Raw genomic sequence first — 20,087 nt, 5'->3', positions numbered from 1 at the left:
AAATATTTCAATACCGATATATTTAGTCTCATTGAGTTTTTATATACTCAATCAGCATCACCTATTAACTATAGATATTAGTCAGCTTGTTTACGCAAAAATGCAGGAATATCTAAGTAATCATGATCAGCTTGTGGCTTAGCTGCCGTCGCTTGACCATCATTATTAGTTACTGTCTTTTCTTCAGCAACAACTGTTTTTTCTTGTGCTACTGTCGCTTGAACAGGCTTAGATGAAGTCACTAGCGTAATATCCGCTTTCACTTCTTTACCAATACCTGTAGCAACAACTGTTACACGTAGTTCATCAGTCATATCTGGATCTAAAGATGTACCGATAACAACCGTTGCGTTATCAGAAGCGAATGCTTTCACTGTGTTACCCACAGTTTCGAATTCGTCTAGACGCATGTCCATACCTGCAGTGATGTTAACAAGAACACCACGTGCACCAGCTAGATCGATATCTTCTAGTAATGGACTAGAAATTGCCATTTCAGCCGCTTCTTCAGCACGGTCGTCGCCAGAAGCAACACCGCTACCCATCATCGCATGACCCATTTCAGACATTACTGTACGTACGTCAGCAAAGTCGACGTTGATCATACCAGGGCGTGTGATTAGCTCAGCAATACCTTGAACAGCGTTCTTAAGCACGTCGTTTGCTTTAGCAAAAGCGTCAAGCAATGTGATTCCACGACCAAGTACTTTTAGTAGCTTTTCGTTTGGAATCGTAATCAATGAATCAACATGCTTAGAAAGCTCATCGATACCTTGCTCAGCAAAAGCCATACGCTTCTTACCTTCGAAGCTAAATGGTTTAGTCACCACCGCAACAGTAAGAATACCTAGCTCTTTTGCCACTTCAGCAATGATTGGAGCAGCACCTGTACCAGTACCACCACCCATACCAGCAGCAATGAAGATCATATCAGAGCCTTCTAGCTCTTTTTTGATTGCTTCACGGTCTTCTAGTGCAGAATCACGACCTACTTGTGGGTTAGCACCCGCACCCAAACCTTTAGTGATATCACCACCGATTTGAATAACTGTACTTACGCTTGTTTTACGTAGTGCTTGTGCATCAGTGTTAACACTAATGAACTGCACGCCTTCGATAGATTCACGTACCATGTGATCGACAGCATTACCGCCGCCGCCGCCAACGCCAATGACCTTAATTACCGCTTCATCAGACATTTCCATCATCGGTTCAAACATGTGTTCTCTCCGTTATCCTGTTCGCATCAGGTTTAAAATTCTTTTTTTAACCAACCACTAATTCGTGAAAATAAACCAGTAACTGAACGTTTCGGTTCTAATTCATTTTCATCAAATGATTGACTGTCCTTTCCGTAATGCAGTAAGCCTACTGCAGTTGCATAAGTTGGGGCCTGAACATAGTCAGTTAAACCACTTAACTCTAAAGGTTGGCCAATACGCACTTGGTGACGGAACACCCGTTCTGCACATTCTGTCAAACCTTCCATTTGTGCAGCGCCCCCGGTTAGGACGATGCCCGCAGCTAAGTGGTGTTTAACACCCGCTTCACGCAACTGTTCTTGTACTGTTAACAGCTTTTGATTAACCAGCCCCAGCAATTCGCTGTAACGAGGCTCTATCACTTCTGCTAGTGTTTGGCTTTGTAAGCTACGAGATGGTCGACCTCCAACACTTGGGACATCAACCTTAGCATCTTTACTCACCAATTCACTCAGCGCACAGCCGTATTTCACTTTAATATCTTCAGCGTCACCCGGCGGTGTACCAAATGCATAAGCAATATCACTGGTTACTACATTACCCGCATACGGAATTACTGCCGCATGTCGTAATGCACCACCAGACCAAATAGCAAGATCCATCGTACCGCCGCCGATATCGACAACACATACGCCGAGCTCTCGCTCATCCGGTGTCAGTACAGCATAGCTTGATGCTAATCCTGAAAAAATCAGATGATCAACTTTCAAGTCACAACGCTCTACTGCTTTAACGATGTTTTTCGCCATGTCATTGTGACACGTGATCAAATGAACACTGGCTTCCATACGAACTCCTGATAAACCAACAGGGTTTTTAATCCCCTCTTGATAATCAATAGCAAACTCCTGAGGAATTACATGTAAAGTTCGTTGTTCATCGCTTAATTTTACTGACTTCGCCGTATGAATAACATTATCGACGTCGTCTTGTGTCACTTCTTTTTCAGAAATTGGCACCATGCCTTTTTCTGTTTGGCAACTAATATGTTTACCTGATAACGACAAGTACACGGAACTGATTTGGCATTCAGCCATTAATTCAGCTTTATCAACGGCTCGTTGTACTGATTTAACAACAGATTCAAGGTCATTGACCCCGCCTTTGTCCATTCCGCGTGACGGACTGCTTCCCATTCCGATAACATTCACCGTGTTATCGGGCAGCACTTCCCCAACCAAAGCCGTAACTTCGGATGTGCCGATATCAAGACCTACGATAAGTTTTTGATCTGCAGCCTTAGTCATTAACACACGCTCTTATTTGGTATCCGATACATGAGCATCATGTTCCGGTATTGTTTTCCAACCCACAGCTGCGCCAGTATCATAACGCAAATCCACATATTTTATCGGTTTATTCAGTTTTACTAATTCTGGATAAATTTCGATAAAACGCTTAAGACGCTCCATTCGAGCCTCTCGGCCCAAGTCAAGCGTAATGCCATTGGCTAATAAGATTCGCCAAGCTCGACGTTCATTTAATGATAACGACGCGATACTTAAGCCAGCGTTCTTCAGTAAGGGACGCATTTCTCGCAATGCAGCTAATACTTCTTCACTGCTAGCCTCAGGGCCAGAGAGGTTAGTAAGGTTTAAATCTGCAACTTGCTCAGCAGGCGCTTTAAATACTTGGCCCTCTTTATTAACCAAATATTTATGATCCCATTGCGCTACTGGTTGGTTTTCTACAATGAAAACTTTGATCGTATCAGGCCATTGTTTTCGTACTGCAGCATGAGCAACCCACGGCAGTGCCTCTACATGAGCCTGAATAGTATTAACATCTTGGGTCATGAAAGTACCAAGATGATCAATTGTTAATATCGTCTGGCGTACATTGTCTTTGGTTAGATAATGCAATTGTCCTTGAATCACTAATTGTGACAAGGGCAGTCGGTTAGTATCTGTCATCCAGCTTTTTGTTGCACTGAATAACCAAACCGTAAAACCAATGACAAAGAGGAAAAACGCCAATCCACCCCAGCGCGACCACTTTTTTGGCGATGGGTGTATATACTCTTGGTCTACGACTTCTTCAGTCATTGTTTACTCTTCGCTTTACTCATTCAGCTTCACCTTACCATATAGGTATAAATTAGCTGACAGCTATCTCAGATGTTATAAGCAAAGTTAAACGATTATACCGAGCAACTCGACCCACTCCAACACTCATGAGGCGTTTTATGTACACAACCTGAGAATAATTTTGTATATATCTACCAAAATATCGAAAAAAACAAAATAACTGGCTATTGTCTACACAATCTATAGCCAGCTATTATCATTTTCGACGTATACATGTTGCCATATACTAATTTATACGTCTTTTTTCATCGTCTCGATATTCAACTTCATTTCTGCTAGCTGACGCGCTATTTTGCCGACATCACCTGCACCTTGTGTCAAAACTAAATCATCATTTTGAATAATATTTGCAAGAATGGCTGGCAACTCTTCGGCTTCAGGTACGAAAATAGGATCAATTTTGCCACGAGAGCGAATAGTACGACATAACGCTCGACCATCAGCTCCAGCAATAGGTGCTTCACCAGCAGAATAAACATCAAGCATCACTAATACATCCACTTGATCGAGGACGTTTGCAAAATCATCATAGAGATCACGAGTACGACTATAACGGTGAGGCTGGAAAATCATCACTAAGCGTTTATCCGCCCACCCAGCACGTGCAGCTTGAATCGTTACATCCACTTCGCTTGGGTGATGACCATAATCATCCACCAGCATTACGTTACCATTGCCCGTTTCAAACTCCCCTAAATGATCAAAACGTCGACCCGTCCCCTCAAACTCAATTAACGCGCGCATGATAGCATCATCATCAACGCCTTCTTCTGTAGCAACAGCAATCGCTGCCGTTGCATTTAAAGCATTATGTTTACCAGGCATATTCAAGGTAATGTTAAGCGCTGGTTTATCTTTGCGTAATACAGTGAAATGACCTTGCTGTCCTGTTTGCGTATAATTTGTAATGCGAACACCTGCGTCTTCTGCAAAACCATAAGTTAGCATTGGACGACCCACACGCGGCAGTAATTCACGTACCACAGGATCATCAATACACATTACCGCCAACCCGTAAAATGGTAGGTTATGTAGGAAATCAATGAAGGTTTGCTTTAATACTTCAAAATCGCCGCCATAAGTATCCATATGATCAGCTTCAATGTTAGTGACCACACACACCATAGGTTGAAGATGCAAGAAAGAGGCATCACTTTCATCTGCTTCTGCGATTAAATAACGACTGCAACCTAAACGTGCATTAGTACCTGCACTTTTTACTAAGCCACCATTAACAAACGTTGGATCTAAGCCAGCTTCAGAATAAATCTGTGTCGTTAATGCTGTCGTTGTTGTCTTACCGTGCGTACCAGCAATAGCGATACCATGACGATAGCGCATTAGTTCTGCTAACATTTCAGCACGGCGTACAACAGGAATTCGCAATTCAGTCGCCGCCATCAGCTCAGGGTTTTCTTTGCTAATTGCCGTAGAAGCAACAACAACGCTAGCACCTTGAATATTTTCAGCTGAATGACCAAAAAAGATCTCTGCACCTTTCGCTGTCAAACGGTTTGTTACAGCATTCGGCGCAATGTCAGAACCACTAATACGGTAGCCTTCGTTTACAAGTACTTCAGCAATACCGCTCATACCTGCACCACCAATGCCAACAAAGTGAATTCGCTCAACACGGCGCATCTCTGGCACCATTGTACGAATTTTTGCTAATTGCTGGTTATCCAGTTTATTCATCACTTTGTTCCCGTATTAATTTTTTACTAGTGATTTAATCACGTTAGCTACTCGTTCATCGGCATCGATAATAGCAGCTTCTCGTGCAGCACACGCCATTGTTTCAAGCGTATGACGATCTAATTGTTGAATTTCATTCGCTAAACTTGACGCCGTCAAATCCATTTGCTCAATCATTTTTGCAGCGCCACATTGCACCAAATGATCGGCATTGAGTGCTTGTTGACGATCTTTGTGCATAAATGGAATAAAGATGGCACCAACACCGGCAGCAGACAATTCAGAAACGGTTAGCGCCCCAGAGCGACAAACCACTAAATCAGCCCAACTATAAGCGGCAGCAACATCATCAATAAACTCAGTAACTTTGTGAGGTGTGGTGGTTTGTTCGTTATAAGCTTGTTCTGTTGATTGCTGGCTACCTTTACCTGCTTGGTGCCAAATGGTAACGCTATCGCCTAACACCTTTGCCACTTCAGGCATGGTTTGGTTCAAAATACGTGCACCCTGACTGCCGCCCATCACCAAAATACGAATCGGCCCTGTACGCTCTGCAAATCGTTCTACAGGAGCAGGTAAAACTGTCACATCATGGCGAACAGGATTGCCCACAACGTCTTTATTTGGAAATGCTCCTGGAAATGCTTGTAGTACTTTAGCGGCAATTTTTGACAGCCACTGATTCGTTAAACCTGCTACGGCATTTTGCTCATGCAATACAACAGGAACACCTGATAACCAAGCCGCAACACCGCCAGGACCGCTAACATAACCTCCCATGCCAAGTACAACATCAGGCTGCCATGCTTTAATATATTTACGGGCTTGTAAAATAGCCCCCACAATCTTAAATGGTGCAGTCAGTAAACGCAGTACACCTTGACCACGTAACCCTTTCACTTTGATGAAATCGATTTCAATGCCATGCTTAGGCACTAAATCTGCTTCCATACGATCTGCGGTACCTAACCAGCGGATCTCCCACCCCTGTTGTTGCAATTTTTGTGCAACAGCAAGACCAGGAAAAACATGACCGCCAGTACCACCCGCCATTACTAATAAACGTTTATTCTTTGCCATGAGCGTCTTTTTTATCATTATTTAATTGAGTAGGCTCACTAAGTAAAGCCTCAGGATCGATAGCAACTTGCTGCACCGCTCCGTCCATATTATCAAGCGCTTCATCATCAATTTCAGCCGGCTCTGCTGACTCAAATTTCTCCGCGACGCGCTGCTCAAAATCAATACGAATCAGAATGGCAACCGCAGCTGCCATAATAAATAAACTGGAACCACCGTAACTGATAAGTGGTAACGTTAGACCTTTAGTTGGAACAATACCTGCAGCAGCACCAACGTTAACAAGGGTTTGGAATGCAAACCAAAAGCCAAAGCCAAATGCCAGAAATCCACCAAACAGCAAACCACTTTCAAGACATTTACGACCAATCATTAAGGCCTTGTAAACCAGCGCAAACAGTAAACACAGTACAACAATAACGCCAGCTAAGCCTAACTCTTCAGCTAATACCGCAAATACAAAGTCTGTGTGCGCTTCAGGAAGATAAGCCAACTTTTGAATTGAATTACCTAAGCCTTGTCCAAACCATTCACCACGACCAAATGCCATTAATGACTGAGTGAGCTGATAACCACTACCGTAAGGATCTTGCCATGGGTTAAGAAATGACGTTACGCGGCGCATACGATAGGGTTCTAAAACGATCAGAAAGGCAATACCCACAAGAGCGGTACCTAGCATCATCAAAAATTGCCAAAGTTTTGCACCAGCGATAAATAGCATACCGATAGTGGTAACGAACATTACTACCGATGAACCTAAATCGGGCTGCATCAGCAATAGCACACAAAGAATCCCCAAGACGGCAAGCGGTTTTAAGAAGCCAATGAAGCTACCGCGCACTTGGTTATATTGTCTGACGAGGTAACCTGCAAGAAATATGAATAAAGAGAGCTTGGCAACCTCGGCAGGCTGAAGGTTAAATATGCCTAATGGGATCCAACGTGCAGCACCATTAACTGAACGACCAATGATTAACACAACTGCAAGTAAAATTATGGATACCAACAACATCGGGAAACTATATTGCTTCCATTTAGCTAATGGTATTTGCAATACAATGGCAGCAATAAAAATTGCACCACAAAGAAAAAACGCATGACGATAGGCAAAATAAAATGGAATACCTGTAAGGCGTGTCGCAACAGGAATAGAAGCCGATGTCACCATCACCAGGCCTGTGATCATCAATGCAATAGCGATCCAAACCAATTGGCGGTCATACAAACAGGGCTTACTAGGCTTAATAAACCAGCCCCCCACAGCGGCAAATCCATTACGGATCATTTTTAACATCAAATATTTCCTGAAACCGAATCTTGTAACTGAATCGCTTGTTCAACAAAAGCATCACCACGTGCCATGAAGTTGGCAAATTGATCCCAACTAGCACAAGCAGGCGATAATAAAACCATATCTCCAGATTGAACGGTGCGGCTAATACAGACCATAGCTTCACTCATGGTTTCAACACTGATGGCGTTATCAACAACATCGTTAAATAAGTGTCGATCACGACCAAAGCTATACAACTGTACGTTTAAGTCAGCTAAAACCGGTTTTAGTTCACTGAACTCGGCTCCTTTACTATCGCCGCCCATCAATAGATGCAATTTGCCCTCAAGTTGCAAACCATTCAGCGCAGCTAACGTGCTTGCAAGGTTCGTGGCTTTTGAATCATTAACCCATCGAACACCATGACGATTAACCGCAAGTTGGCAACGATGCGCAAGGCCGGTATAACGTTGCATTGCACGACATGCTGCATCACGCGGGATCCCTGCTGCATCAGCAAGTGCAAGTGCTGCTAAACAGTTGGCAACATTGTGGCGGCCAACTAAAGCAATATCAGCCACAGCCATTACAGCTTCACCGTTCACCGCTAGCCACTCTTTGCCATTCACTAAGATAATGCCATAGTCTTGATCATCAAAACCAAAGCTTGTCATTGCACCACTAAATTGAGTCGGTTTGGTTGCTAAATCATCACGATTGAAAACAGCCAGCTTTGCGTGATCAAAAATACGCATCTTTGCTTGGCTATATTGTGCTAAACCGCCAGGGTAGCGATCCATGTGATCTTCTGAAAGATTTAAGTAAACAGCGGCTGTTAACTCAAGAGAAGTCGTCGTTTCTAATTGGAAGCTCGAAAGCTCTAATACATAAAGTGCATGTTGTTGCGCCAGCATATCAAGGGCTGCAAAGCCAATATTACCGCCAACACCGACATCAATACCGGCTTCTTTCGCCATTTCACCGACTAAGCTCGTTACGGTACTCTTACCATTTGAGCCAGTAATTGCCACAACAGGTTTATCAACTTCACGCGCAAACAGCTCAATGTCACCAACAATTTCAACACCCGCTTCTGCTGCAACGACAAGCTCTGGCGTTGCTAGTGCAATACCAGGGCTTGTAACGATCAAATCCGCAGACAATAACCATTCACTATTCCATTGACCGCTACATAGCTCAACAGAATCTGGCAATTGATCTTGGCCGGGCGGATTGTCACGAGTATCAATGACTTTAATGGTCAGTGACTGTGGTAGACGCATTAAATGATTGACAACAGATAACCCTGTCATACCTAGACCGATAACAACGATCGTATTCACACCAGCCAAGCCTTTCATTTTTAACGAACCTTAAGCGTTGCTAACGCAATCAATACCAACATCAGTGTAATAATCCAAAAGCGCACAATAACACGTGGCTCTGGCCAGCCTTTTAATTCGTAATGGTGATGGATAGGCGCCATACGGAAGATACGTTGGCCACGTAGTTTGTATGATCCTACTTGTAGAATTACCGATACGGTTTCCATTACAAACACACCACCCATGATCACAAGTAGTAGCTCTTGGCGAACAAGCACAGCAATCGTACCCAGTGCGCCACCCAGTGCTAATGAGCCCACATCGCCCATAAAGACTTGGGCTGGGTAAGTGTTAAACCATAAGAAACCAAGACCGGCACCAACGATAGCAGTACATACTATCACTAGCTCGCCAGCATCTTTGATATACGGAATATGAAGATATTCGGCGTAGTTAAAGTTACCTGTTGCCCATGCAATAAAAGCCAGGCCTGCCGATACCATGACGGTCGGCATAATCGCCAAGCCATCAAGACCATCAGTTAAGTTAACGGCGTTACTGGTACCGACAATCACAAAGTAAGTCATAACGATGTAGAACAAACCTAGTTGTGGCATAACATCTTTAAAGAAAGGAACCACAAGCTGAGTCGCTGCCGTGTCTTTACCGTATGCATATAGTGCAAATGCGACAACAAGTGCAATCGCTGATTGCCAGAAGTACTTCCAGCGCGCAATCAAACCGTCCGTGTTTTTACGAACAACTTTACGGTAATCATCAACAAAACCGACTGCACCATAACCCAACATGACAACCAATACAGCCCAGACATAAGGGTTAGTTAAGTCACACCAAAGCAATACAGTAAATGTTATTGCTGCTAGGATCATGATACCGCCCATCGTTGGAGTACCACGCTTGCTAAAGTGTGATTCAGGACCTTCATTACGTACGACTTGACCAATTTGCAACATTTGCAAACGGGCAATCATCCGAGGCCCCATCCATAACGAAAACAGCAATGCTGTTAGAATACTCATGATCGCTCGGAATGTTAGGTATTCGAACAATCGGAAAAAAGGGAGTGTTGACTGAAATTGTTCAGCTAACCAGTAAATCATTATTTATCTTCCTGCAAGGCTGCAATTACGTCTTCCATCTTTGAACTTCTTGCACCTTTTACTAGCACAGTGACAGTCTCAATATCAGGTTGACGAGAATATTGTTGTAATCGTTGTTTCAGTGACATGATTAGCGAATCTTTATCACTGAAGTGTTGTCCTTGATTGAGCTCACTAACCACAGCGCTTGAGTGACCAAACGTCATCACACAATCAAGCTGTTTTTCTAGAGCATATTCGCCCACTTCTCGGTGAAGATTATCACTTTCTTCACCCAGTTCAGCCATATCGCCAAAAATGAAGTAGCGCTTACCTTCAAAGCTTGCTAACACATCAATCGCAGCTTTTACCGCAGCAACACTGGCGTTATAGGTATCATCAATCAGACGTAACCCTGCATGAGGCTCTGTAATATCAAGACGACCTTTTACATTCGCCATGGTTTCTAGCCCAGCTTTAACATCAGCTAATGTCGCCCCTAAGGAGACAGTTAACGCCGCAGCAGCTAATGCATTTGACACATTATGCATGCCCGCAAGTGCTAAATTAATGTCGATCTTGCCGATTGGGGTACACATTGTAAAACAGGCTAACCCTTGAGTGGTAATCTTTATCTTCTCGGCAAAATAATCCGCTTGATGCGAGTCTGTCGAGAATGTTAATACTTGATGATCTGCTAATAGTGGCTGCCATAACGCTAAATCATTCGATTCGAGATTAATAATCGCAGTACCGTTTTCTACCAACCCTTCGAAGATTTCACCTTTGGCTTTTGCTACACCTTGTAACGAGCCGAAGCCTTCTAAATGCGCAGCTGCAATATTATTAATCAACGCTACATTAGGCTTAACTAAATTTGTGGTATACGAGATTTCATTTTGATGATTAGCACCAAGCTCAATAACTGCATATTGATATTCAGGCGTTAAACGCAATAACGTCAGTGGCGCACCAATGTCATTATTAAAATTACCAGCGGTTGCTAAGACTTGACCTTTATTAGCCAAAATCGCAGCAGACATTTCTTTTACCGTTGTTTTACCGCAACTTCCAGTTAATGCTAATGTCTTTAAGCCATACTTTTCAGTCATTTGTGCTTTAAGCCATGCACCCATCATTCCTAAAGCAATGCGTGTATCACTAACCACTAACTGTGGTAATTCAACCGGTAAGGGTTTACTTACCAACAGCGCTTTTGCACCATTATCCTTCGCTGTTTGACAAAAATCATGAGCATCAAAACGCTCACCTTTTAACGCGATAAATAACGTTTCTGATGGGATATTACGTGTATCTGTCGATACTGCAGCAATTGCAACATCAGCGCCAATTAACTCGGCATTTAATGCCGATGCAAGCTGACTTAGTTGAACGTCAATCATGCCAACTCCTTTAATAATGCAGCTACCGTTTCGCGGTCAGAATAATGAATAGTGCGATCAGCGAGAATTTGATAATCCTCATGCCCTTTACCTGCCACTAAGATAATATCTTGGCAAGAAGCGTGAGTAAGTGCATGACGACAAGCCGTTTCACGATCATGAATAATAGTCGCGGATTCTGGAGAAATAAGACCAGCAAGCATATCGTCAACAATATCTTTAGGATCTTCACTGCGAGGGTTATCGTCAGTCAGAATAATTTGATCTGCAAGGCGCTCGGCAACTTCAGCCATCATAGGGCGTTTACCGCTATCACGATCACCACCACAACCAAAAATACACCATAACTTACCGTCACAATGCACACGTAGTGCTTGCAATGCTTTCTCTAACGCATCCGGCGTATGAGCATAATCGACCACCATCATAGCTTTGTCAGTGTCTTGAAAAACTTCCATGCGTCCAATTACTGCTTGTAATTGGGGGGCTTTTTCAAGTAAATCCGCTATTGAGTGGTTTGTCGCGAGTAATGTGGCTAATGCTAACAACAAGTTGGTGGCATTAAATGAACCAACCAAAGGCGCAGTAAACTTACCTTGTCCCCAACTCGAGTCAAACTCAATGGTCACACCTTGGGTACTGAACTGCACTCCTGTTGCCCACAGCTTTAGCCCTGCATGGTTGACAACCGCTTGTGGATCAATCGCTACCGCCACCGCATTCGGTATATCTTTAAGCCATGACGCCCCGACAGCATCATCTGCATTGATGATCGCAATGCCACTTTGGTGTTCAGTGAACAATGACTTTTTAGCGTCAGCATAATTTTGCATGTTGCCATGATAATCTAAGTGATCACGACTTAAATTGGTAAAGATGCTCGCTTTGAAATGAAGATCACGGATACGACCTTGAACCAATCCATGCGATGAAACCTCCATCGCAGCAAAGTCGGCCCCTTGCTCTACCAGTTGAGCTAAGGTTTGTTGAATTTCAATCGCGCTACCTGTGGTATTAGCAGCAGGTTTTAAATCAACCAACAAACCATTTCCGGTCGTCCCCATCACACCCGCTTTGTAGCCAACAAGGTTCGCCCATTGGGCTAATAATTGACTGATGGTGGTTTTACCATTTGTTCCCGTGACGGCATACAGTGCCAGCTTTTGATCGGGATGATCAAAGAAACGTCCAGCAATTGCGGAAAGCTTATGATTAAGATCCTGAAGGTAAACAATATACACGCCATCTTTAAGCGCTATATCGCCTTCATTAGCGATCCCATCAGCCTCTGCAATAATCGCGCTTGCACCCGCCTGTATCGCCGTATCAATAAATCGACGACCGTCAACAGTATGTCCATTCACCGCTGTAAATAAACTTCCTGCGGTGACTTCTCTACTGTCTAATGTTATCGCGTCAATCTGGCTTTCTGTAAGTTCAAGAGGCAACTTATCAATTGCAAGCCATGGTGATAACAGCGCCCCTAATTTCATCACACTCTTCGACGATGCCATTATTTAGACTCCCTTATCCAGATCAACTTTATGTAACGTATCAGCATCTGGCGGCACATTTAAAATCTGTAAAGCGCTGCCTAATACTTTAGATAGAATTGGCGCAGCAACAGCACCGCCATAGAAAACTTTACCTTTCGGCTCATTAACCATAACGACGATCGCTAAACGTGGTTTACTGATCGGTGCAATACCGACAGTATAGGAGAAATAATCATCACCATAACCACCAGCAATCGCTTTTTTCGCGGTACCCGTCTTCACACCAACACGGTAACCAGGAACAGCTGCACGCCAACCACCGCCACCACCTTTTTTATCGGTGACTGACTCAATCATTAACAAGACTTTTTTAACAATCGCTGGATCGAGCACTTGCTCACCCGGTACGACTCTTTCAGTCTTTAGTATTGATAGTGGTCGCTTAATGCCATACGCACCCAACGTTGTGTAAGCATGCAGCAACTGAATCGGTGTTAACGATAAACCATAACCGTACGCTAACGTCGCACGTTCAATATCAGACCAACGGTAACGGTTAGGGAAGTGGCCTGTTGTTTCACCAATCAAGTTAATACCAGATGGCTCATCAAAACCGACTTTACGATACGTATCAAGGATGTAGTCAACAGGCATTGCGAGTGACAACTTGGTCACACCGATGTTACTCGACTTTTGTAGAATGCGTTGTACCGTCGCTAACGGTTCAACACGTGAAACATCAGTTATAACCTTGCTTCCAACACGGAAGTGCTTACTTTGAGGGATCGCAATTAAAGTATGTTCATTCGCAATACCGTGTTTCATCGCGGTATACACGACAAACGGCTTAACCGTAGAGCCCGGTTCAAAAGTATCGGTAATGACGCGGTTACGCATCTTATAGGGTTGACGATCATTGCGATTATTTGGGTTAAACGACGGCGCATTAACCATCGCCAAAATTTCCCCCGTACGCACATCAGATATAGCGATGCTAACTGACGTTGCAGGAATATCCATCACGCCTTCTTTTGCCGCTCGATACGCGACAGCCTGAATTCTCTGATCAATACTGAGCTGTAATGGCTTACCCGGTTGACGCTTTTGTTGAGATATATTTTCAACCACGCGGCCGTAACGGTCTTTACGTACGGTACGTCGACCCGGCTCACCCGTTAACCAACCATCGTAGGTTTTCTCCACACCATCAAGACCATGGCCATCAATACCGGTAAAACCTAATAAGTGTGCACTAACTTCACCTGAAGGGTAAAAACGACGAGATTCATCTTTTAAGCCAATACCGGGAAGTTTTAATTTATGGACGTAATTTGCCATTGCAGGACTAACTTGACGAGCAAGATAAATAAAGCGGCGATTTTTCTTTGTTTCTAATTCATGTAATAGCCAAGTGCGATCGAGATCCAGTACATCAGCTAATGCATGCCATCGCTCTACATCACTTAAGCCACCATGCTTAAATATTTCTGCAGGGTTTGCGAATACAGCTTGAACAGGCACACTAACAGCCAGCTGTTCACCGTTACGATCAGAGATAATACCGCGCGCAGAAGGCATCAACTTAGTACGTAAAGAACGCGCATCACCTTCTTGAATAAGGCGACCCGGTTCCAGTACCTGAATATAAGCGGCACGAGCAATTAAGCCGAAAAATCCTAACAGGATAAAAATACAAACAACAGTAAAGCGCCATTTAATAAATGGTTTCGCTTTCTTGGTTACGCTATTTTTCGACGTCGAACGATTGAATAATTTCATGTTTATTGGATAACAATTTCACTATCAGCGGATGGTCGTTGCATTTTGAGTTCAGTCTCAGCTAATCGTTCAATACGACTGTGCTCTGCAAGCGAATTTTCTTCGAGGATCTGATTTCGCCATTCCACATCATATCCTTCACGTTCAGTTAACAATTGTTCTTGTTTCACAATTTGCTGGCGTGTGTCATGGGTGATATACACCACTGACAATGCTGATGCGAGAATAATAAAAGAAAGAATGAGAGGAACAAGCCCGACAGTGACGAGATCACGTCCAATCAGGCGAGCCAGATTCAATGATGATTCTGTAGGTTGCTTCATAGACGCTCAGCCAACCTTAGTACAGAGCTACGCGCTCGTGTGTTGTACCCTAATTCATCTTGAGAAGGTTTGATGGCTTTGCCTACCGTTTTAAGTGCAGCGCTACCTAAAGCTTTAATCTGTTCTTCAGTAAGCGGTAAACCTGCTGGAACTTCAGGTCCTTTGCTCTGTTTACGAATAAAGCGTTTTACCATACGATCTTCCAATGAGTGGAAACTGATCACGGATAAACGACCTTCAGGAGCTAAAATATTCACCGCACCGTTTAGCGCTGTTTCAATTTCATCTAACTCACTGTTAATGTAAATACGAATCGCTTGAAAACTACGTGTTGCTGGGTGTTTGTGCTTATCTTTAAACGGCGATACCGCCGCAATTAAGCTCGCTAATTCACGGGTACGTGTTAGTGGCTCTTTTTCTGGGTTTTCACGGTGCTCAACAATACCGCGAGCAATACGCTTGGCAAAGCGCTCTTCACCAAACTCTTTTAGTACCCATGCAATATCATCCGCTTCCGCTTCAGCCAACCATTCAGCAGCTGATTGACCCGATGTCGGATCCATACGCATATCAAGCGGGCCATCTCGCATAAAGCTAAAGCCGCGCTCTGCATCATCTAATTGCGGTGATGACACACCTAAATCCAGTAACACACCATCAACACGACCAATTAAATCACGCTCTTCCATGTATTTTTCCATGCCAGAGAATGGGCCATGGATAATTTCGAAGCGAGGATCATCAATCTTCTGAGCTTCAGCAATCGCTTGAGGATCTCGGTCAATGCTGTATAGACGACCATTCTCACCTAAATGAGAAAGAATAAGGCGACTGTGTCCCCCACGGCCAAAGGTACCATCGATATAAATACCGTCGGGTTTAATTGCTAATCCGTCTACAGATTCATTCAGTAAAACGGAAACGTGCTCAAATTGTTCAGACATAAATATAAGTTCAGCTAAAGTGAAAGCTCACTAAGGCGCGATGACTGTGCTATCGCATCCTCAGCCTGAAGGTTGATATCGTGTTCAATTTGCTGTTGCCACAAAGATTCAGACCAAATTTCAAATTTATTGAATTGGCCTACAAGCATGATCTTATCTTGTAAGTGCGCGTATTGTCGTAAGGTAGCAGGAAGTAGAATTCGCCCCTGCCCATCCATATCACATTCACTAGCGTGGCCGAGTAACAAACGTTGAATTCGACGCTCCGCAGGATGAAGGCTTGATAATGTCGCTAACTTCGCTTCAATGTGTACCCATTCATTCATGGGATAGAGCAACAAGCAAGAAAACTGGTGATCAATAGTGCATACGAATAAGCCGTCACAATGATTTGTTACCTCAGCACGATAACGCTTAGGAATCGCAATGCGTCCTTTGTTATCGAGCGATATAACCGTTGCGCCTCTTAACATTCACATGCCCATTCAATGATACTAAAAATCAGCCGTAGTAACCGACTTTAGCAGAATTAAAAACAAAGAGAATGCGACTGCACCACTTTTCCCCACAAATTCCCACCATAAAGTGTACGTATGAGACAAAAACGATGTCAAGCGTCTGACAGTAATTCAAACAGAGTTCTAACACACTCTGTAGTCATCAAGCGAAAGTTATGTTTATGCGGGAATAAGACGAAAAAAAGGTGGTGTTTGTTATCCAAACACCACCTTCTCTAAATGTAGGGAGTCGGTCGATAAGCCGGGTTTTGTTCCGCTTGCGCGGCGGCAATCATTCGTCTAGGTCTGCAATCGCTCACAGACTCAAGCAACCTACCCGTCCCCAACGCGGGCCGCGCCATTAGGGACCTATTTGGTCTTGCTCCGGGTGGAGTTTACCCTGCCACAAACTATTACTAGCTGCGCGGTGCGCTCTTACCGCACCCTTTCACCCTTACCTGTGCACTATTGCAAGCAATAGGCCATCGGCGGTTTGCTCTCTGCTGCACTTGTCGTGGGCTTGCGCCCCCCAGACGTTATCTGGCACCCTGCCCTGTGGAGCCCGGACTTTCCTCCCCTTCATCAGTCTCCCAAAGGACATCAATGAAGCAGCGATTACCTGACCAACTCCGGCACGGATTGTATAAGACAACGATCACAGTTGCTAGCGAAAAACGAAACAAAATTACAGCCTGACTAAAAAAACAGCAAAAAAAGCTAATTCCCACCAAATCTAGTCATACAGCCCACAAAAAATTAGCAGCCGTTAATTTTATTTTTAGCCTAGGTTTTCTAACCCCCACTTATACAGCGCATTCTTTTTCGCACCGTGAATTTCCGCTGTTAGTGCAGCCGCTTTTTTCAATGGTAATTCTTTGACTAACAAGCCCAGTGTACGTAATGATTCTGCTGATAGTTCTTCTTTTTGCGCGCGATGACCGGCGACTAAAACCACCATCTCACCACGAACACGATTACTGTCTTCAGCAAGCCACTCAATTAACTCTCCTAATGGCGCACCATGGATTGTTTCATAAGTTTTTGTTAACTCACGCGCTAATACTACTTGGCGTTCAGCACCAAGCACGGCTAACATATCACTCAGGGAATCATTAATACGATGTGGCGATTCGTAAAAAATTAACGTACGCTCATCGTTTGCTAACGCTTGAAAACAGTCACGGCGACCTTTACTTTTGGGTGGCAAAAAGCCCTCAAAGCTAAATCGGTCAGACGGTAAGCCTGCACCACTCAAGGCAGTGATCACTGCACATGGGCCTGGTAATGGCACAACTTTTACCCCCGCTTGACGACAGCGATTAACAAGATGATACCCTGGATCACTGATCAGCGGCGTACCAGCATCTGATACCAACGCAATACTGGTACCTGACTGAAGCTTTTCAATCAAGAAGTCAGCTTTTTGCTGCTCGTTATGATCATGAAGCGCAAAGGTGCGGGTTGAGATAGAGAAATGGGATAACAAGCGTGATGTATGGCGAGTATCTTCAGCAGCAATCAAATCTACATTTGCTAACACGTCTAATGCTCGTTGTGTTATATCAGCCAAATTACCGATGGGTGTAGGTACGATGTATAACGTAGCAACATCAACCATGCTTGAATTGGTTTCACTCATTTGTCTTAGATCTCATCTGCAATTAATATCAAGAGTAATTTGTCACAGTTGAATGAATTCAATGCCCAATTTTACCCATAAGCGTAAAAGTGTATCACGACTAATGGCGCCTGTAGCCCTTGCTGTTATTTTAGCAGGCTGTAGCACGCCAAACCTGTACAATCAGCAGGCTCCATTAACGGATATCACTGCGGCAGCCGCTCAAAGCTCAGCCGCCTACCTCAGTAAAGCTCAAGCCAGTAAGGGTGCTGAGCGTATTAACTGGGAAATATTAGCCCTTAAAGCAATGATAGAAGAAGGTAAATGGCAGCAAGCTGACCAACAAGTTACCAAACTATCACAACAATCTATGAGCCCTTTGCAAATTGCTGAATGGCAACTTGCTCGTGCAGCGATCCGCTATCATCAAGGGCAATATCAAGAAGCACTTAATAGTCTAAATTTCCAACCGTCTTGGCAGTTAACGAAAAGTCAGTATCAACGTTATTACACTTTCCGTGCTGAATTATTAGATCAACTTAACCATAAATTTCAAGCCGCGCGTGAACGCAGTAAACTTGATTTTTACTTAAATCGGGATCAAAAAGCAGACAACTGGAATAACCTGTGGAATGATTTATCTGACTACTCCAACGCACAGCTGAGTAACGCCAAAATTGGTAGTGATGAAGGCGTATTAAAAGGTTGGGTTGAGCTTGCCATGTTAAAAAATAGCGCTAGCCGTCAACCAGGCAAATTAAAAAGCGCAGTTGAGCAATGGTTAAGCCAACATCCGTACCATCCAGCTAATCAATACTTACCCAAAGAACTTGAAGCGGTAATGAACCTTAAAGCCATTAAGCTAGATCGTGTCGCTTTACTTTTACCATTATCTGGTCGCTTTGCCGCACAAGGTAAAAATGTACGTGATGGCTTTATAGATGCAATGATGGATGATGCTAACAGAAGCGCTGATACCAATCTTAATATCTATGATACAGAAGCAGAACCAATGGCTTCTATCGTGGCAAAATTACAGCAAAATGGCACTCAATTTGTTGTCGGTCCACTGCGTAAGAATAAGATTTCAGAGTTTCAACAAGATAACACCACTCATATCAATACGTTGGCGTTAAATATGCCACCTGAAATTACCAGCAACCACCCTAATGCGTGTTATTTTGCTCTTTCGCCAGAGCAAAGTGCCGAGCAAGCTGCAGAGCATATTTTCAATGAAGGTCATCGTGATCCTGTCGTACTTGTACCATCAAACAGTTATGGTCAGCGAGTAAGTTCTGCTTTTAATCAAGAGTGGACAAGCTTAAATAGTCAACCAGCACAAGTGGCTACATTTGGTGCAAGCGATGAGATACCACAGCAAATCCGTCAGGTATTTGGGCGTGCACCAGGTAGTAAGACAGATGCGATATATATCGTTGCTAGCAAAAATGAATTGATGACTATAAAGCCATTTATTGAAGCATCATTACCACCAAGTGGTAACCCACCACAAATTTATGTTAGCTCTCGAAGTAATCCAGATCGCAAAGGATACTCTCCAGAAATACAAGGCGTAGAAATCGGTGATATTCCACTTCTAATCAATCCACCGGCAAGTTATATGGAGCGTTTCAACCAATTGTGGCCAAATGAAGGTAATACCAGTGTTCGCCTTCATGCTTTTGGTATGGATGCTTACCTTTTAAGTAACGAATTACCACAATTACGTGCGATGAGTGATTACACAACACAAGGTGTTACAGGCAAATTAAGTGCCGATAGCCAATGTGTGATCCATCGTCACATTGACTGGGGTAAATTCACTGCAGACGGTATTCAACCTGAATAAACGACAACAAGGTCAAACTTATGAACGGATGGCGGAACAGTTTCTGTCTCGCCACCGTCTTAAGCTTATCGAACGAAATTTTAGCTGTCGCGGTGGTGAAATTGATTTAATCATGCGACATGGTAAATGTTTTGTCTTTATTGAAGTAAAATACCGGACACATCGCCATTTCGGTTCGGCTTCAGAAGCGGTGAATTGGCATAAACAACAAAAAATAAAACGCACCGCCCTTTTTTGGTTACAGAAAAATGGCTTTTCAATCGATCAAACCGAATGTCGGTTTGATGTCGTGACAATTGAAGGTCAAGAACACCATATTGAGTGGCATACCAACATCTTAGTTGAAGGTTAAT

General features: G+C 43.6%; 17 protein-coding genes and 1 other RNA gene. 2 read left to right on the top strand and 16 right to left on the bottom strand.

What is annotated here, in order from left to right:
• Window positions 1-77: 77 nt before the first annotated feature.
• The 16 genes from ftsZ to rsmI form a co-directional block, all read right to left on the bottom strand.
• Window positions 78-1,220 (bottom strand): cell division protein FtsZ, encoded by a 1,143-nt coding sequence (gene ftsZ, locus C9J45_RS08820; protein WP_005371240.1) that lies wholly within the window; start codon window positions 1,218-1,220, stop codon window positions 78-80.
• A 32-nt stretch (window positions 1,221-1,252) separates the two neighbouring features.
• Window positions 1,253-2,509, bottom strand: coding sequence for a cell division protein FtsA (ftsA, locus tag C9J45_RS08815; RefSeq protein ID WP_005371239.1), 1,257 nt, complete (start codon window positions 2,507-2,509; stop codon window positions 1,253-1,255).
• 12 nt (window positions 2,510-2,521) lie between these two features.
• Entirely contained in the window at window positions 2,522-3,307 is a 786-nt protein-coding gene (locus C9J45_RS08810; RefSeq protein ID WP_107206555.1) for a cell division protein FtsQ/DivIB, read from the bottom strand.
• A gap of 273 nt (window positions 3,308-3,580) precedes the next feature.
• Window positions 3,581-5,044 (bottom strand): UDP-N-acetylmuramate--L-alanine ligase, encoded by a 1,464-nt coding sequence (gene murC / locus C9J45_RS08805; RefSeq protein WP_107246330.1) that lies wholly within the window; start codon window positions 5,042-5,044, stop codon window positions 3,581-3,583.
• Window positions 5,045-5,059: 15 nt separating this feature from the next.
• Complete coding sequence (gene murG, locus C9J45_RS08800) at window positions 5,060-6,124, bottom strand: undecaprenyldiphospho-muramoylpentapeptide beta-N-acetylglucosaminyltransferase (protein ID WP_107292437.1); 1,065 nt, start codon at window positions 6,122-6,124, stop codon at window positions 5,060-5,062.
• The gene (gene ftsW / locus C9J45_RS08795; RefSeq protein ID WP_107206552.1) at window positions 6,111-7,421 is read right to left on the bottom strand and encodes a cell division protein FtsW; all 1,311 of its coding nucleotides are present in this window, start codon (window positions 7,419-7,421) and stop codon (window positions 6,111-6,113) included. Before ftsW ends, murG begins: the two co-directional genes overlap by 14 nt.
• Window positions 7,421-8,761: a UDP-N-acetylmuramoyl-L-alanine--D-glutamate ligase gene (gene murD, locus C9J45_RS08790; protein WP_107292436.1), complete on the bottom strand. Its 1,341-nt coding sequence runs from the start codon at window positions 8,759-8,761 to the stop codon at window positions 7,421-7,423. The genes ftsW and murD overlap by 1 nt, the downstream gene beginning before the upstream one ends.
• Window positions 8,762-8,763: 2 nt before the next feature.
• Window positions 8,764-9,846 carry a phospho-N-acetylmuramoyl-pentapeptide-transferase gene (mraY, locus tag C9J45_RS08785; protein WP_107206550.1) on the bottom strand — a complete coding sequence of 361 codons (1,083 nt, stop codon included), beginning with the start codon at window positions 9,844-9,846 and terminating at the stop codon, window positions 8,764-8,766.
• Window positions 9,846-11,228, bottom strand: a complete 1,383-nt coding sequence (gene murF, locus C9J45_RS08780) for a UDP-N-acetylmuramoyl-tripeptide--D-alanyl-D-alanine ligase (protein ID WP_107292435.1) — start codon at window positions 11,226-11,228, stop codon at window positions 9,846-9,848. The genes mraY and murF overlap by 1 nt, the downstream gene beginning before the upstream one ends.
• Window positions 11,225-12,742: a UDP-N-acetylmuramoyl-L-alanyl-D-glutamate--2,6-diaminopimelate ligase gene (gene murE / locus C9J45_RS08775; protein WP_107292434.1), complete on the bottom strand. Its 1,518-nt coding sequence runs from the start codon at window positions 12,740-12,742 to the stop codon at window positions 11,225-11,227. The genes murF and murE overlap by 4 nt, the downstream gene beginning before the upstream one ends.
• Window positions 12,743-12,745: 3 nt before the next feature.
• Window positions 12,746-14,503, bottom strand: coding sequence for a penicillin-binding transpeptidase domain-containing protein (locus C9J45_RS08770; protein WP_107292433.1), 1,758 nt, complete (start codon window positions 14,501-14,503; stop codon window positions 12,746-12,748).
• Window positions 14,504-14,505: 2 nt separating this feature from the next.
• The gene (ftsL, locus tag C9J45_RS08765) at window positions 14,506-14,826 is read right to left on the bottom strand and encodes a cell division protein FtsL (protein ID WP_045083944.1); all 321 of its coding nucleotides are present in this window, start codon (window positions 14,824-14,826) and stop codon (window positions 14,506-14,508) included.
• The gene (gene rsmH, locus C9J45_RS08760) at window positions 14,823-15,770 is read right to left on the bottom strand and encodes a 16S rRNA (cytosine(1402)-N(4))-methyltransferase RsmH (RefSeq protein ID WP_045083943.1); all 948 of its coding nucleotides are present in this window, start codon (window positions 15,768-15,770) and stop codon (window positions 14,823-14,825) included. The genes ftsL and rsmH overlap by 4 nt, the downstream gene beginning before the upstream one ends.
• A gap of 14 nt (window positions 15,771-15,784) precedes the next feature.
• Window positions 15,785-16,243: a division/cell wall cluster transcriptional repressor MraZ gene (gene mraZ / locus C9J45_RS08755; RefSeq protein ID WP_107206546.1), complete on the bottom strand. Its 459-nt coding sequence runs from the start codon at window positions 16,241-16,243 to the stop codon at window positions 15,785-15,787.
• Window positions 16,244-16,509: 266 nt separating this feature from the next.
• Window positions 16,510-16,898, bottom strand: an RNA gene (gene rnpB, locus C9J45_RS08750) — RNase P RNA component class A.
• Window positions 16,899-17,045: 147 nt separating this feature from the next.
• Window positions 17,046-17,906, bottom strand: coding sequence for a 16S rRNA (cytidine(1402)-2'-O)-methyltransferase (gene rsmI / locus C9J45_RS08745; RefSeq protein ID WP_005371210.1), 861 nt, complete (start codon window positions 17,904-17,906; stop codon window positions 17,046-17,048).
• 103 nt (window positions 17,907-18,009) lie between these two features.
• Between rsmI and C9J45_RS08740 the strand changes: the two genes are divergently transcribed.
• Together C9J45_RS08740 and C9J45_RS08735 are read left to right on the top strand one after the other, a co-directional pair.
• On the top strand, window positions 18,010-19,734 hold the full coding sequence (locus tag C9J45_RS08740) for a penicillin-binding protein activator (RefSeq protein WP_233217664.1): 1,725 nt from the start codon (window positions 18,010-18,012) through the stop codon (window positions 19,732-19,734).
• Entirely contained in the window at window positions 19,727-20,086 is a 360-nt protein-coding gene (locus C9J45_RS08735; protein WP_255418317.1) for a YraN family protein, read from the top strand. The genes C9J45_RS08740 and C9J45_RS08735 overlap by 8 nt, the downstream gene beginning before the upstream one ends.
• Window position 20,087 lies beyond the last annotated feature (1 nt).

Source organism: Photobacterium sp. GB-1 (assembly GCF_003026165.1).
In the GTDB taxonomy this organism is placed as follows: domain Bacteria; phylum Pseudomonadota; class Gammaproteobacteria; order Enterobacterales; family Vibrionaceae; genus Photobacterium.
Note: the sequence above shows the minus strand (reverse complement) of the source record. Positions and strands in the feature narration are given on the sequence as shown.

What these genes read in the sequence shown, in the direction of transcription:
- rsmI (WP_005371210.1), bottom strand. Translation starts at nt 17,906, where the DNA reads ATGAGTGAAACCAATTCAAGCATGGTTGATGTTGCTACGTTATACATC.
- murE (WP_107292434.1), bottom strand. Translation starts at nt 12,742, where the DNA reads ATGGCATCGTCGAAGAGTGTGATGAAATTAGGGGCGCTGTTATCACCA.
- murD (WP_107292436.1), bottom strand. Translation starts at nt 8,761, where the DNA reads ATGAAAGGCTTGGCTGGTGTGAATACGATCGTTGTTATCGGTCTAGGT.
- murF (WP_107292435.1), bottom strand. Translation starts at nt 11,228, where the DNA reads ATGATTGACGTTCAACTAAGTCAGCTTGCATCGGCATTAAATGCCGAG.
- murG (WP_107292437.1), bottom strand. Translation starts at nt 6,124, where the DNA reads ATGGCAAAGAATAAACGTTTATTAGTAATGGCGGGTGGTACTGGCGGT.
- C9J45_RS08740 (WP_233217664.1), top strand. Translation starts at nt 18,010, where the DNA reads ATGGCGCCTGTAGCCCTTGCTGTTATTTTAGCAGGCTGTAGCACGCCA.
- C9J45_RS08770 (WP_107292433.1), bottom strand. Translation starts at nt 14,503, where the DNA reads ATGAAATTATTCAATCGTTCGACGTCGAAAAATAGCGTAACCAAGAAA.
- ftsW (WP_107206552.1), bottom strand. Translation starts at nt 7,421, where the DNA reads ATGTTAAAAATGATCCGTAATGGATTTGCCGCTGTGGGGGGCTGGTTT.
- C9J45_RS08810 (WP_107206555.1), bottom strand. Translation starts at nt 3,307, where the DNA reads ATGACTGAAGAAGTCGTAGACCAAGAGTATATACACCCATCGCCAAAA.
- ftsL (WP_045083944.1), bottom strand. Translation starts at nt 14,826, where the DNA reads ATGAAGCAACCTACAGAATCATCATTGAATCTGGCTCGCCTGATTGGA.
- rsmH (WP_045083943.1), bottom strand. Translation starts at nt 15,770, where the DNA reads ATGTCTGAACAATTTGAGCACGTTTCCGTTTTACTGAATGAATCTGTA.
- ftsZ (WP_005371240.1), bottom strand. Translation starts at nt 1,220, where the DNA reads ATGTTTGAACCGATGATGGAAATGTCTGATGAAGCGGTAATTAAGGTC.
- murC (WP_107246330.1), bottom strand. Translation starts at nt 5,044, where the DNA reads ATGAATAAACTGGATAACCAGCAATTAGCAAAAATTCGTACAATGGTG.
- mraZ (WP_107206546.1), bottom strand. Translation starts at nt 16,243, where the DNA reads ATGTTAAGAGGCGCAACGGTTATATCGCTCGATAACAAAGGACGCATT.
- mraY (WP_107206550.1), bottom strand. Translation starts at nt 9,846, where the DNA reads ATGATTTACTGGTTAGCTGAACAATTTCAGTCAACACTCCCTTTTTTC.
- ftsA (WP_005371239.1), bottom strand. Translation starts at nt 2,509, where the DNA reads ATGACTAAGGCTGCAGATCAAAAACTTATCGTAGGTCTTGATATCGGC.